The organism is Kutzneria sp. NPDC052558, assembly GCF_044547355.1.
Classification (GTDB): domain Bacteria; phylum Actinomycetota; class Actinomycetes; order Mycobacteriales; family Pseudonocardiaceae; genus Kutzneria.
In genome coordinates this window covers 45,935-58,564 of record NZ_JBIUAG010000011.1, presented here as the reverse complement: position 1 = coordinate 58,564, position 12,630 = coordinate 45,935, and the positions used below count along the sequence as shown (strand labels likewise).

Below are 12,630 nucleotides of genomic sequence, written 5' to 3'. Positions count from 1 at the left end.
AGGTCAGCTCAGGGTGACCGCGGTGTCGTCGATGACGAACGAGGTCTGCAGGCCCGAGTCCTCGGCGCCGGTGAAGGAGATCGTCACCGTCTGGCCGGCGAGCGCGGAGACGTCGAAGGACTTCTGCGCGTAGCCGCTGGCCTTGTCGAGGTTGGAGAAGGCGCCCAGGGTGGTCGAGTTGGCCTTCACGGTCAGCTTGTCGTACTGCGTCGACGTGGTGGTCTCGGCGGTGTCGATGTGCAGCCAGAAGGTCAGCGTGGCGTGGCAGCCGGCCGGGATGGCCACCGACTGGGACAGGGTGTCGCTGTGGGTGCTGCCGTAGCCGTCCAGCCAGGCCAGGTAGCTGCCGGAGTGCGCGGCCTCGCCGGCGGAGGCGTTGCTGACCACGCCGGAGGAGGCGGTCCACGGCGAGGCGCTGCCGGTCTCGAAGCCGGGGTTGCCCAGCTTCTGGCCGGAGCAGGAGCCGCCGGTGGTGCTGACGGTCCAGGTGAAGCCGGCGCTGCCGGCCTTGCCGGCGGCGTCGGTGGCCGTGACGGTCACGGTGTACGAGCCGGCGGTGGTGGGCTTGCCGCTGATCACGCCGGTGCCCGAGGCGATGGACAGGCCGGCGGGCAGGCCCGACGCGCTCCAGGTGTACGGCGTGGTGCCGCCGGTGGCGTGCGCGGTGATGCTGACGGTGTCACCGACCAGGTTGGACTGGTTGCCCGGGTTGGTGACCGCCGGGGCGCCCGGCTGCGTGGCGCCGCCGGACAGGTTCGGCACCAGGGCGTCGGCCTTGGGCGAGCCCCAGCCGCTGGCCTGGTCGAAGTTGGCGGTGGCGCTGTAGTGCAGGTTGTCGCCGCTGGTGATGTCGTGGAACAGCGTGCCGTAGTTGCTGGACGAGCCCAGCTGGTACAGCGTGGAGTTGACCTGGCCGACCTTGGCGTGGCCGGCCGCGACGGCCTGCTGGTTGGCCAGCGTCAGCACGGACGCCCAGAACGGGGTGGCCGCGCTGGTGCCGCCGACATAGGTCCACTGGCCGACGGTGTAGATGGAGTAGTTCTGCGCGTTGGCCGACACGTCCGGCACCTGGCGCAGCGAGCCGGTGCCCACGCCCGGGCCGGTCTGCCAGGACGGGCGGGCGAACTTGCTGGAGACGCCGCCGCCGCCGGCCCACTTGGTGGAACCTTCGTTCCACACGCTCTCGCTGGAGTAGGCGCCGCCGCTGCCCTCGGTCAGGCTGGTGCCGCCGACGCTGGTGACGTACGGGTCGGAGCCGGGGAAGTCGACCGCGAGGTTGTTGGCGTTGGGCGACTGCGTGCCGGAGTGCCGGTAGCAGTCGTAGGCGCCGGAGTCGCCGGCCGCGGACAGGAAGGTCTGGCCCTGGGCCGCGCCCTGCTTGGCCACGTTGTCCACGGCGGTCTCGGTGGACGCGGTGTCGTCGAGCTCGCAGGCGCCCCAACTGGAGGACACCACCGACACCTTGTCGGTGACGAACTTGTTCCACATGTCGATCTCGCCCTGGTCGCTGTTCGGGGCCTCGTAGACCGCGACGTTGGCCTTGGGCGCGATCGCGTGCGCGACCTCGATGTCCAGCTCGACCTCGGTGACGCCGTCGCCGGCGGTGTCGTCGTCGCCGCTGTCGACCTTGACCACGGTCGGGGTGGGCGAGCCGGTGGCGTACTGCTGGTCGTACTTGGTGATGTTGGTCTGGCTGAAGTGCGAGAACTCCAGCATGGCGATGCTCTGGCCGGTGCCGTCGGTGCCCGCGCCGACCAGCTTGTCCACGCCGTAGGCCGAGCGCAGCTCCTGCGCGGTGTAGCCGCCGCCGGGGCCGCTGCCGACCTTGGGCGTGCCGGCCTGCGGCGCCTTGGCGTAGCTGTGCATCTGGTAGTGGTTGTTCAGACCGGAGATGCCGCCGATGAGGCCGGCCACCGAGGCGTCCACCGAGGGGGCGGTGTCGTTGGCGGTGAAGTTCTTGTCGGTCTTGTTGTCGTGGTAGTTCGACACCGAGGTGGCGAACGCGCTCTGCACCGTCTTGGCCGGGCCCTTGGCGTCGATCAGCATGTGATTGGACGCCACGTCGGTGACGGTCAGCCCCTTGCCCTCCAGGTAGGCCTTGACCTGGTCGACCTGGGCCTGGGTGGGCGCGAACCGGGCGGTGAACTGCTCGGGCGTCAGGTAGTGGTGGTAGTCGGCCGAGCTCGGGTTGTTCAGCCGGGCCAGGAAGGCGTCCAGGCCGGCGGCGTCGCGATAGTTCAGGGACACGGCGACCGTCATCTGGCTGTCGGCGGCCACCGAGCCGGTTCTTGTGGCGAACTCGAGTCCCGGGGCGGCGCTGTTGGCCAGCTGGGTGGTCTGCGGGGTCGACGGCGCGGCGCCGGCGAACCCGGCGCCGGTCGCCAGCGCCAGCGGCGCGGCCACCAGCAGCGCCACCGAGGCGCGACGGGTCAGCTTCACGATGTGCTCCATCCCTACAGGGAGATGAAATGGGCAGGGGTTAATTCCCTCGTCGAGGGGGTTGCCGGAACACTAACAGCAGAAGATCGGCCGGGGAATGGATTCCCTACCAAGGTCGGGAATCACCCATCGCCGTTGGCCGTATCGTGACCGAGTGATCAGGTACACGCCTACAACGGTAGACATATGGTAACGAAATGGCCGACAAACCGGACAAAACAACGATGAATCGCCCATTCCCTGGGACGGCCGCCGTCAACAGTCATCAACAATGACGGCCCGACGAAAGGAGGCTTGTCAAAACCCGGTCGCGAACCGATCATCCCGCCGCTAGCGTGGCCCGGTGACGAGAACCGGGCGTTTCGCGGACGTGTCCACGGCATTGGCGTTGCTCAGCGACCGCCAGCTGGCCGACCTGGTCGACACGGCCACGCCGGTGGGCTCCTCCGGCGCCGGCGGCAACGCCGGGACGCTGACCGTGGCCGGCACGACCGTGTTCGTCAAGAAGGTGCCGCTGACCGCGCTGGAGCTGCGGCCGGAGAATCTGCGGTCGACCGCGAACCTGTTCGGCCTGCCGCCCTGGACCCAGTACGGGGTGCGCTCGCCGGGGTTCGGCGCGTGGCGCGAGGTGGCCGCGCACGTGATGACCACCAACTGGGTGCTGGCCGGCGAGTGCGAGAACTTCCCGCTGCTCTATCACTGGCGGGTGGTGGACACGCCGCCGCGATTGTGGGACGAGATCCGGGACGTCGACCGGTACGTCGAATACATGCACCACGGCGCCGGCGTACGAGAGCGGGTCGAGGCGCTGCTGGCCGCCGAGGCCGGTGTGGTGTTGTTCATGGAGCACTTCCCGCACACCCTGCACGGCTGGCTGGACGACCGGATCGCCGCCGGCGACATGGCCGCGGTGGCGATGGTGGAGCGGGACCTGCTGGGCGTCTTCGCATTTCTGGAACAGCGCGAGCTGTTTCATTTCGACGCCCATTTCGGCAACATCCTCACCGACGGTGAGCGGCTCTATGTCGGCGACCTGGGGCTGGCCACCACGCCCCGGTTCGACCTGTCGCCGCCGGAGCGGGAATTCCTCGTCCACAACGCCGGCCACGACCGCGTCTACGTGCTGGCCCATCTGGTGACCTCGCTGGTCCGCGGCCTGGGCGACGTGCCCGGCGGCCCGCTGGAGCGCTACGCCTTCATCCGCGACTTCACCGCCGACACGCCGTTCCCGGCCGCGGCGGCCGAGATCCTGCTCCGCTACCAGCGTCTTGTGGTGCCGTTCAACGAGTTCTGGGTCGACCTGTTCGGCAAGAGCCGCCAGACGCCGTACCCCCGAACGGCCATCACATTGTCCTAAGTGGACAGATCGAGGAACACGATCGAGGCGTCGTCGCGGGACTTGCCGCGGGGGAAGGCCTTCCGGTCCGGGTCGGCGGTCTCGGCCGCCCGCACCTCGTCGATCACCCGCTCCGCGCCGGCTTTCTCGATGTGCTCGAACAGGGCCGTCCAGTCGCCGAAGCCGAAGACCTCGGTCCACCGCGACGCGCCGTCCGACATCGCCGCCACCGCTCGCACCCGCGCCCGCGGCAGGTGGCCGGCCACCGCTCGCTTCGCCACCTCCGGATCGGCCGCCGCCGTGTAGAACCCGCCCTCGGCGTTGCGGAGACTTTCCATGGCGCCGAAGTACTTCGGCGTGTAGCGGATCGCGCGCAGCTCCGGCCGGCCCGTCACCTCGTCCAGGCGACCGTCGAGAATCGGCGTCACCGTGCCGTCGACATCCAGCAGCAGCACCGAATCCGACAGCACCAGGTACTCGACCCGGTCCTCGTCCCAGCGCAGCGCCACCACGGTCGCCTGCGGCGTGCGGCGATGGGTCAGGTCGCACGTCGTCTCGTGCGCGGCCGCCGTCTGCGCGATCGCGTCGGCCAGGCAGTCGGCCAGCGACTGGTCACGCCGCGTCGCCGCCCGTTCCAGCAACGCCGGCCCCAGCCGCTGCACGAACCACGTCACCGTGTGCACGCATCCCGTCTGCCCGTCCGGCGGCGGGGTCACCCCGTCCAGCACGACCGCCGCCCCCAGCGGCGAGACCGCCGCGAAGTCCTCGTTGGCGTGGTCCGGGACGCCGGGGACGGAGAGCAGATCGGTGCGCATGCCGGTCAGCCTTTCATCAGCCCGGAGTCGGCGCGACCTGGTTGAGCACGGTCGCCGGCGCTGTTTCCGCCCGGCCGAGGTCGCGGACCGGGCGCGCGAGCAGCAGCGCCGCCATGCCGGCCACGGCGGTGATCGCGCCGACCACCAGCACCGGGCCGGCGCCGATCACCCCGGCGGCCGGGCCGGCCAGCGCCTGGCCGACCGGCATCATCGCCAGCGAGCCGGCGACCTCGTAGGCGTGGATGCGGTTGAGGATCGCGCCGGGGATCTGGGTCTGGATGCTCGTGGCCCACATGACGCTCCAGAACGTCTGCACGCCGCCGGTGACCGCGCAGCCGGCGGCGATGAGCCAGATCGGGGCGTGCAGGGCGACGGTGACCGGCTGGATGCCGTAGGCCAGCATGGCGATCGCGCCGGCCCGCAGCGGATGGCGCGGGCGCAGGCGCAGCGCGATCACGCCGCCCACGGCCATGCCCACCCCGCCGATCGAGTTGACCAGGCCGTACGCCGCGTCGCCGTGATTGGTGATGATCTCGGTGGCGGCCAGCGGGGTGAGCGGGCCGAAGGTGGTGATCATCAGCGCCATCCAGACCAGGATCACGCCCCACACCCAGCCCCGGGACCGGAATTCCCGCCACCCCTCGACCAGATCGGCCCGGAACCGCGCGCGCCGCACCGGTCTCGGGCCCCGACGCAGCCGCAAACCCAGCAGGCACAAGGCACTCGTCAGGTAGGTCGCCGCGTGCGCCGCGAACACGCCGCCGACCGACGTCACGCCGATCAGCACGCCGGCGAAGGCCGGGCCGGCCACGCCCATCACCGACTCGGCGATGCGGATCAACCCGTTGGCGCCCTGCACATCCGTGGCGATGCGCGGGATCGTGCTGGCGATGCCCGGCTGGAACAGCGCCGCGCACAGGCCGTTGACCGCACCGATCACGCAGACCTGCCAGAGCACGACGTGGCCGGTGAAGAACATGACCGCCACCGCGGACTGGGTGACCACCCGGGTCAGGTCCGCGCACACCATCACCGTGCGGGTGTCGAACCGGTCGGCGATCACGCCGCCGAAGATGACAAATCCGGCGAAGCAGGCGCTGTTGGCGGCCATCGCCACCCCGACCGCGCCGACCCCGTAGCCGTACTCGATGAGCCCGGCGGCCAGCGCCACCGGCAACATCATGTCGCCGAGGCGGGCCGCCGCCCGGGCCACGAAGAACAGGGAGAAGTCACGGTTCCAGCGGCCGGCACGCACGTGCCGTCACACTACCCGACAGCGCTCACTCCCCGGAAATTCCCACCAGTTGGGCACTTTCCCGCCACAGTCGCGCGCACCGGGCCCGGTCGGTGGTGTGCTCGGCCGTCGGCGTGAGCACGCGGTCCACGTAGAAGCCGCCGGTCCGTCCGTCCACTTCGGACGATGTCGCCAGCCAGACCGGCGTGTCCGCCCCGACTTCCGGCCCCGGCGCCGTCCGGCCCAGCCGCTCCCCCAGTTCCCGCAACGCGCCCTTGGCATGCCGGCCGAGGCCGGTGCCCCCGATGATGCCCGGATGCGCCGCGTTGACCGTGATGCCTGGGAACCGCCGGGCCAGCTCGTAGCCGACCATCGCGTTCATGTTCTTGGTCCGGCCGTACGCCGCGAACGGCAGGAGATCCGGGTCCGGCAGCCAGAGGTTGTGCGCTTCCAGATCGTCCAGGTCCACCGGCGCCCCGGCCAGCGCCACCGGGTCCGCCCCGACGATCACGAACCGCGCCGGCCGGTCGGCCGCCTCGGCCAGCAGTCGCAGCAGCAGGTACGGCGCCAGATGGTTGGTCGCCAACAACGTCTGCCGGCCCTCGGCCGTGTGGTCGTGCAGATCCGTGATCACCGCCGCGTTGCTGATCACGACGTCCGCCCGCGGCAGGCGCTCGGCCAGCGCGCGGACCTCCTTCACCAGCGCCAGATCCGCCTTCTCCAGCACCAGGTCCGCTCCCGGCGCCGCCCGCTCGATCCGCCGGGCCGCCGCGTCGAGGCGGGCGTTGTCCCGCCCCACCAACACCACCGTGGCCCGTTCGGCCAGCCTGGTCGCGATCGCCTCGCCGATGCCCGACGTCGCCCCGGTCACCACCGCCCGCATGTCCGCCCCCTTAGGTTGACGCTGTCAACCTAAGCCTTCCGGTTGACAGCGTCAACCACGGCTAGGATGCGGCGATGGTGACCGGGACCCGCGAGGCGCTGCTCGACGCCGCGGCGCGGCTGCTGGCCGGCGGCGGGGTGGAGGCGGTCACCCTGCGGGAAGTCGGGCGGCAGGCCGGGGTTTCGCACAACGCGCCCTACAAACACTTCCCCAGTAAGGAAGCCCTGCTCGCGGCGCTGGCCGCCCGTGAGCTCGAACGCCGCGCCGACCGGGCCGCCGAGAGCCTGGCCGACACCCTGCGCGGCTACATCCGCTGGGCCCTCGACTCGCCCGCGCTGTTCCGCCTGATCTTCGGGCCGTGGACCGTCGACTCCCCCGAGCTGCACCACGCCGCCACCGCCGCCCAGGCCCGGTTCGTCGACACCGTGCTCGCCGCCCAGCAGGCCGACCTGCTGCCCGCCGGCGACCCCGTCCGGCTGGCCTCGCTGCTGCGCGCCCTCGCCCACGGCGCCGCCGACCTCGCCGCCGCCGGCCATCTCTCCGCCGGCGGCAAGGGCAACGCCGACCCCGAGGACCTCGTCGACGACCTGCTGGCCTACCTCCGGCCTTAGGTCAGCTCGATCCGCACCGTCAGCAGATCGGTGCCGAGCAGGCGCACCCCGGCGCTGTTGACCGTGGGCAGCGTGCGCAGGCGCGCCTTCGCGTCGTCCTCCGGCATCGGGTGCGCGACGCCGGCATGCCAGCGGCCCCGGATCCGGACGCGGACCCGGGCGTCCGCACGGATGTTGCGCACGTACTGGGACTTCTCCCCGTACTCGGAGACCAGCCAGAACACCCGGCCGACCAGGCGGCCGCCGATCGGCGTCCGTCGCGGCAGGCCGGAGCGCCGGCCGGTCGTCTCCAGCACCACGCGGCCCGGCATCCGCAGCAGGATCGGATTGCCGATCCGGCGCTGGAAGGCCGTCACGACACGGTGCTTTGCTTCCCGATAGGGGGACATCTCTTGCCTTCCGTCGGAGATGGGGCCCACCGGAGGCTGGGTGTTGCCGGCGGCGTCTGTTTGAATTGTCCCCGGGACGGCGTCGAACAGGAGAGGCATGACTGCGGGCAGCATGGGGCACCCCCGGGGCGGACGGCCGTGGGCCTTCCACGATCCGACGGCCGGCATGGGCGGGGTGGTTCCGACGCGGACGACACGGCTGTGGCTGGCGGTGGTGGGGCTGGCGCTGTGCGCGGCATCGACGTTCCTCTGCTTCCAGCTGGGCATGGCGTGGGCGGGCGTGTTGCTGGCGGTGCTGTCGGCGGCGGCTCTGGTCAACATCGCGTGGGTCGGCTACCGGCGCTATCGGGCCTAGCGGCCGGAAACCCTCAGACCCGGCGCTGGACGTGCAGGAGATATTCCTTCCGGTTGAGCGGATTGTGGTCCCATCGCGGGCGGTCCGGGGCCGGGCCGTCGACCGGGCGGTAGTGGTCGAACACGGACTCCAGCACCCCCTCGCCGCTGGTCAGGGACGGCAGCCGGCGCTCCAGGCCGTGCACCTCGGCGGCCGGGATGTCCCCGGTCAGCACGTGTGTCCGGCCGCGGATGTCCGACATCAGCGGCGCGGCCCGGAGCCGGACCAGCACCGGGAGCACCGCGGCGAAGGCCTCGGTGGGGATTTCCAGTTGGTAGCGGTGAAACGGCTCGTGCACGCGGGTGCCGGCGCGAGCCAGGGCGGCCATCAGCACCAGCGGTGTCAGACCCCGGAAGTCGCCGGCGGTGCTGGACATGGATTTGTCGAACGAGCCATGCGCGTGGCTCTGCCGGGCGTAATAGCCGGAATGAGTCATCGTGACCACGCAGTCGATGACCTGCCAGCCGTGGAGGCCCTGGGCCAGGGTTTCCCGAACCGTGTCCTCCACCGCTTTCATGAATGCGTACGGCATCGAGCCCAGCTCCACTTCCAGTCGATACCGCACGCCGCTCCCGATCGGACCGGGCTCGATGCGCAGACCGACCGTCGCCAGGAAGGGATTGGGCGCGACGGCGATTATCTCGAAGGCGGATCCGACGCCGACGACCCGTTCGACATTGATGGTCGTCGTCTCCCGGAAGGCGACATCCAGCCCGAACTCCTCGGCCAGAGTCGCCTGGATGACTTCCTTCTGCACCTCGCCGTACAGGGACAGGCTGATCTCACGCCGCGTTTCGTCCTGCCGGACGTCGATCAGCGGATCCTGCTCGGCCAGCTGGTCGAGGGCGGCGCGCAGCGTTCCGCGCTCATTGTCGCAGGTCGGCAGGACCACCGTTTCCAGCGTCGGCGGCGCGAAATACCGCTCGGCGGTCGACAGGGACTCGCCGATGGCGTCGCCGATGCGAATTCCGTTCAGCCCCCAGAGCTTCGCGATCGAGCCCGCGGAAACCTCCTGGCGTGAGGCGCTGACGCCGTCGGCGAAGACCTCGATCGCCGTCACCTTGTCCCCGCTGTCCGGCAGCCGGTCCCGCAGGCGAAGCGTGCCGGCGTGCATCCGCACGTACGCGATCTTCTCGCCCGCCGCTCCCCGCTCCACCTTGAACACCGTGCCGCAGACGGGAGCCGCCGCGTCGGCCACCGCCGTCGGCAGCAGCGTCGCGATGCCGTCGACCAGCGCATCCATCCCGGTCCCGGTGATCGCCGACCCGAAGAACACCGGGTGCGCCAGCCCACGCCGGGACCGCTGCGCAAACGTCTGCCAGGCTCGCTCGTAGGGCAGGTCCGACTCGGCCAGGTAGGCGGCCGTCAGCTCGTCGTCCAGCTCCACCAGCCGCTCGACGAAGTGCACGTCGTCAGGGCCGAACGGAACGGCGACCGCGCCTTTTGTGCCGATGCCGGCGACACTGCCCATCGGCACGATCGCCGGCGCCAGTTTCGTGGCTATCTCCGCGATCAGGTCGTCATAGCGCGCCCCACCGCGGTCCACCTTGTTGACGAAGATCAGCGTCGGAATGGCCAGCCGGCGCAGCACCCGCATCAGAATCCGGGTCTGCGCCTGCACGCCCTCCACCGCCGACACCACGAGAACCGCCCCGTCGAGCACACTGAGCACCCGCTCGACCTCGGCGATGAAATCCGGATGCCCCGGCGTGTCGATCAGATTGACCGTGCGATCGCCGACCGGGAACGACACCACCGCCGCTTTGATCGTGATCCCGCGCCGGCGCTCCAGCGCCAGCGAATCGGTGCGCGTGCTGCCCTCGTCCACGCTCCCGATCTCGTCGACGATTCCCGCCCCGAACAGCAGCCGTTCGGTCAGGCTGGTCTTACCGGCGTCGACGTGCGCCAGAATTCCCAAGTTGAGCACTGCCATGCCGCGTCATGTCCTTCAGAAGGTGGTTGATTCCATCTGCGGTACCCATGACGCGAGCTCGCATCTCAACTCCTGTGCTAGGCGACCCCGCGAGTCCAGCAGAACGCCTAACTGAGGGCAACCGAATTAACGGCGGGCGGCCAGGTTGCGGAGGGCGCCGGCCAGGTGGGCGCGCATCTCGGCCTGCGCGGTGTCGACGTCGCCGGAGGCGAGGGCGGCAAGCAGCCCACCCGGCCGAGGAGCAGCCAGCCGGTCGGCTGATGCCGCCCAACCACAGGAAAACGGCCGGCCAAAGGGAAACGGCCCACGAAGGGAAACGGCCGGCCGAAGGGACGCCGACAAACCAGGGCCGCCCGGCCGAGGGAAGGCCGGGCGGCCCTGGTTCAGTGGTGCGTCACCGGTTCAGTCGGTCTGGCGGGGGATCCTGATGCCGGGCCGCCCGGCGCTGGCGGCGGCCTTGGCCAGGCGGCTGCCGACCTGCTTGCCCAGTCGCGCGGCGGGGCCGGGGCCGGGCGAGGTGAGGGCGGGCGGCATGACCACGACGGGACAGCCGACGTGGTACATCAACCGGTGCGCCAACAGGGTGTTGGCCTTGATGTCGGTGCTGCGCGGAGCGTCGAGCACGAGCATCAGGGCCCCCTCGCTCTCCTTGAGCAGCACCGAAACCGGCGTGCCCTTCACCAGGCGGCACTCGACCTTGGCGTCCGGACCGAGGGCGGCGGCGACGTCGGCGGCGAGCTTCTCCTCACCGGCGGCGAAAGCGGCGTCGACGTCCCGGCTGACCCCCGGCGGCCGGCCGGCGGGAGCGGCCGGGGGCCGAGGGGCCCGCCACGCGCGAACGGCGACCAGGCCGCACCGACGCCGACGGGCCTCGTCGGCGGCCCAGCTCAGCGCGGTCGGGGATCCACTGCGGACGCTCACGCCCACGACGATGAAATCTGCCACAGCAACCTCCTCGTCGTCGCGGATACTAGCTGGCCTCGGCGGCGGGCGCCTTGGACAGCGGATCGGCCACGTCCTCCAGGGATTGGCCCTCGGCGTTGACACCGCAGAACCAGGCGATCAAGCCACCCGCGATCATGATGCCGGCGCCGACGAAGTAGCCGACGGTGAGCGGTCCCCGGGAGGTGCCGTCCCCGATCAGCACGCCGAACACGGCCGGCGCGGTCGCGCCCGCGGCCTGGGAGACGGCGAAGAAGTAGGAGATCGCCTGCCCCCGCAGCTCCAGCGGGAAGATCTCGCTGACCGTCAGGTACGCCGAGGACGCGCCGGCGGAGGCGAAGAAGAACGACACGCACCAGAAGATGGTGTGGGTGGTGGCGTTCAGCGTGCCGGCCTGGAACAGCGCGGCCGAGACCGCCAGCACCAGACCGGCGAAGCCGTAGGTGCCCAGGATCATCTTGCGGCGGCCGATGGTGTCGAAGAACGGTCCCAGGATGAGCGGGCCGAGCAGGTTGCCCACCGCGAACGGGAAGAAGTACACCGAGGTGTCGGCCTTGCTGATGTGGTAGAAGTTCTGCAACACCAAGGAATACGTGAAGAAGATGGCGTTGTACAGGAACGACTGCGTGACCATCATCGAGAAGCCGAGGAAGGACCGCTTCGGGTACTTCTTCAGGAAGATGCCCGACACGGTGCGGAAGCCCAGCCGTGGCGCCTCCACAATGGACATCGCCTTCGACGCCGGCACCTCGCTCAGGGTCACGCCCTCGCGCCGCACGCCGGCCTCGATCTCGTCGACCGTGCGCTCGGCCTCCGCGAGCTTGCCGTGCGTCATCAGCCAGCGCGGGCTCTCCGGGATGTGCCGGCGCAGGTAGATGATGATCAGGCCGAGCACCGGGCCGATGAAGAAGCCGATGCGCCAGCCCCAGTCGGCCGAGATCACGTTCGGGTCGAGCAGCCACAGGTTGGCGGTGGCGCCGATCATCGCGCCGCCCCAGTACGTGCCGTTGACGGCGATGTCCACCCGGCCCCGGTAGCGGGACGGGATCAGCTCGTCGATGGCCGAGTTGATGGCGGTGTACTCGCCGCCGATGCCCAGGCCGGCGATGAAGCGGAAGATCCACAGGAACCACACGCTGAACGACAGGCCGGCCAGGCCGCTGGCCAGCAGGTAGATCGCCAGCGTCAGGATGAACAGCCGTTTCCGGCCGATCTTGTCGGTCAGTCGGCCGAAGTAGAGCGCGCCGACCACCTGCCCGATCAGGTAGATCGTGCCGGTGAGCGCGACCTCGGACGTGGTCATGTGCAGGGTCTGCTCGAAGCCGCCCGCGGACACGATCTGGATCTCGAGGCCGTCCAGGATCCACGAGACGCCGAGGCCGATCACGATCGACCAGTGGAACCGGGTCCACGGCAACCGGTCCATTCTGGCGGGTACGAGGCTCACCTGTGGGGTCGCCGTCCCGGCGGCACTGGCAGCTGTCATGGAATTCTCCCCGATGTCGCGCGCGTTGGGCGAAACGTTCGCGCACATGTGGCCGGCGGGTTACGAGCAGGTTAGAGATCTACCGCCAAAGCGGGCGCTCCGCAACCGGTAAGACGCGTGAAAGTCCGGTACGGTCACGAATCCCGCCCCTGGTCACGCTGCCGGTGC

General features: G+C 70.4%; 11 protein-coding genes. 3 read left to right on the top strand and 8 right to left on the bottom strand.

The genetic code is table 11. The features are described from left to right. Positions 1 to 3: 3 nt before the first annotated feature. Positions 4 to 2,439: a protease pro-enzyme activation domain-containing protein gene (locus tag ACIG5F_RS20730; RefSeq protein WP_396519694.1), complete on the bottom strand. Its 2,436-nt coding sequence runs from the start codon at positions 2,437 to 2,439 to the stop codon at positions 4 to 6. A gap of 343 nt (positions 2,440 to 2,782) precedes the next feature. Here ACIG5F_RS20730 and ACIG5F_RS20725 point away from each other — a divergent pair, with 343 nt between their 5' ends. Continuing rightward, the gene (locus tag ACIG5F_RS20725) at positions 2,783 to 3,796 is read left to right on the top strand and encodes a hypothetical protein (protein WP_396519692.1); all 1,014 of its coding nucleotides are present in this window, start codon (positions 2,783 to 2,785) and stop codon (positions 3,794 to 3,796) included. Here the strand turns inward: ACIG5F_RS20725 and ACIG5F_RS20720 are convergent. From ACIG5F_RS20720 to ACIG5F_RS20710, 3 genes are read right to left on the bottom strand one after another with little or no spacing between them, the layout of a single operon-like run. Continuing rightward, complete coding sequence (locus tag ACIG5F_RS20720; protein ID WP_396519690.1) at positions 3,793 to 4,590, bottom strand: hypothetical protein; 798 nt, start codon at positions 4,588 to 4,590, stop codon at positions 3,793 to 3,795. The two genes, ACIG5F_RS20725 and ACIG5F_RS20720, sit on opposite strands and share 4 nt — an antisense overlap. A gap of 16 nt (positions 4,591 to 4,606) precedes the next feature. Beyond that, a complete protein-coding gene (locus tag ACIG5F_RS20715; RefSeq protein ID WP_396519688.1) occupies positions 4,607 to 5,845 on the bottom strand; it encodes an MFS transporter in 1,239 nt (412 codons plus the stop codon). 25 nt (positions 5,846 to 5,870) lie between these two features. Beyond that, positions 5,871 to 6,707 carry an SDR family NAD(P)-dependent oxidoreductase gene (locus ACIG5F_RS20710; RefSeq protein ID WP_396519686.1) on the bottom strand — a complete coding sequence of 279 codons (837 nt, stop codon included), beginning with the start codon at positions 6,705 to 6,707 and terminating at the stop codon, positions 5,871 to 5,873. 74 nt (positions 6,708 to 6,781) lie between these two features. Between ACIG5F_RS20710 and ACIG5F_RS20705 the strand changes: the two genes are divergently transcribed. Next, on the top strand, positions 6,782 to 7,318 hold the full coding sequence (locus ACIG5F_RS20705) for a TetR/AcrR family transcriptional regulator (protein ID WP_396519684.1): 537 nt from the start codon (positions 6,782 to 6,784) through the stop codon (positions 7,316 to 7,318). On the opposite strand, the gene ACIG5F_RS20700 is transcribed toward ACIG5F_RS20705, so the two are convergent. Then, entirely contained in the window at positions 7,315 to 7,674 is a 360-nt protein-coding gene (locus ACIG5F_RS20700; RefSeq protein WP_396519682.1) for a nitroreductase/quinone reductase family protein, read from the bottom strand. The two genes, ACIG5F_RS20705 and ACIG5F_RS20700, sit on opposite strands and share 4 nt — an antisense overlap. A 130-nt stretch (positions 7,675 to 7,804) precedes the next feature. Here ACIG5F_RS20700 and ACIG5F_RS20695 point away from each other — a divergent pair, with 130 nt between their 5' ends. Beyond that, positions 7,805 to 8,062: a hypothetical protein gene (locus ACIG5F_RS20695; protein ID WP_396519680.1), complete on the top strand. Its 258-nt coding sequence runs from the start codon at positions 7,805 to 7,807 to the stop codon at positions 8,060 to 8,062. 13 nt (positions 8,063 to 8,075) lie between these two features. Here ACIG5F_RS20695 and ACIG5F_RS20690 read toward each other — a convergent pair whose 3' ends face one another. From ACIG5F_RS20690 to ACIG5F_RS20680, 3 genes are all read right to left on the bottom strand, one after another. Then, positions 8,076 to 10,034, bottom strand: coding sequence for a GTP-binding protein (locus ACIG5F_RS20690; protein ID WP_396519678.1), 1,959 nt, complete (start codon positions 10,032 to 10,034; stop codon positions 8,076 to 8,078). A gap of 402 nt (positions 10,035 to 10,436) precedes the next feature. Further along, the gene (locus ACIG5F_RS20685; RefSeq protein WP_396519676.1) at positions 10,437 to 10,979 is read right to left on the bottom strand and encodes a universal stress protein; all 543 of its coding nucleotides are present in this window, start codon (positions 10,977 to 10,979) and stop codon (positions 10,437 to 10,439) included. A 25-nt stretch (positions 10,980 to 11,004) separates the two neighbouring features. Further along, the gene (locus ACIG5F_RS20680) at positions 11,005 to 12,462 is read right to left on the bottom strand and encodes an MFS transporter (protein ID WP_396519674.1); all 1,458 of its coding nucleotides are present in this window, start codon (positions 12,460 to 12,462) and stop codon (positions 11,005 to 11,007) included. Between the last annotated feature and the right edge of the window lie 168 nt (positions 12,463 to 12,630).

Bases quoted from the DNA above. Each gene is read 5' to 3' on its own strand.
- ACIG5F_RS20710 (WP_396519686.1), bottom strand. From the start codon at position 6,707: ATGCGGGCGGTGGTGACCGGGGCGACGTCGGGCATCGGCGAGGCGATC.
- ACIG5F_RS20720 (WP_396519690.1), bottom strand. From the start codon at position 4,590: ATGCGCACCGATCTGCTCTCCGTCCCCGGCGTCCCGGACCACGCCAAC.
- ACIG5F_RS20690 (WP_396519678.1), bottom strand. From the start codon at position 10,034: ATGGCAGTGCTCAACTTGGGAATTCTGGCGCACGTCGACGCCGGTAAG.
- ACIG5F_RS20695 (WP_396519680.1), top strand. From the start codon at position 7,805: ATGACTGCGGGCAGCATGGGGCACCCCCGGGGCGGACGGCCGTGGGCC.
- ACIG5F_RS20705 (WP_396519684.1), top strand. From the start codon at position 6,782: ATGGTGACCGGGACCCGCGAGGCGCTGCTCGACGCCGCGGCGCGGCTG.
- ACIG5F_RS20680 (WP_396519674.1), bottom strand. From the start codon at position 12,462: ATGACAGCTGCCAGTGCCGCCGGGACGGCGACCCCACAGGTGAGCCTC.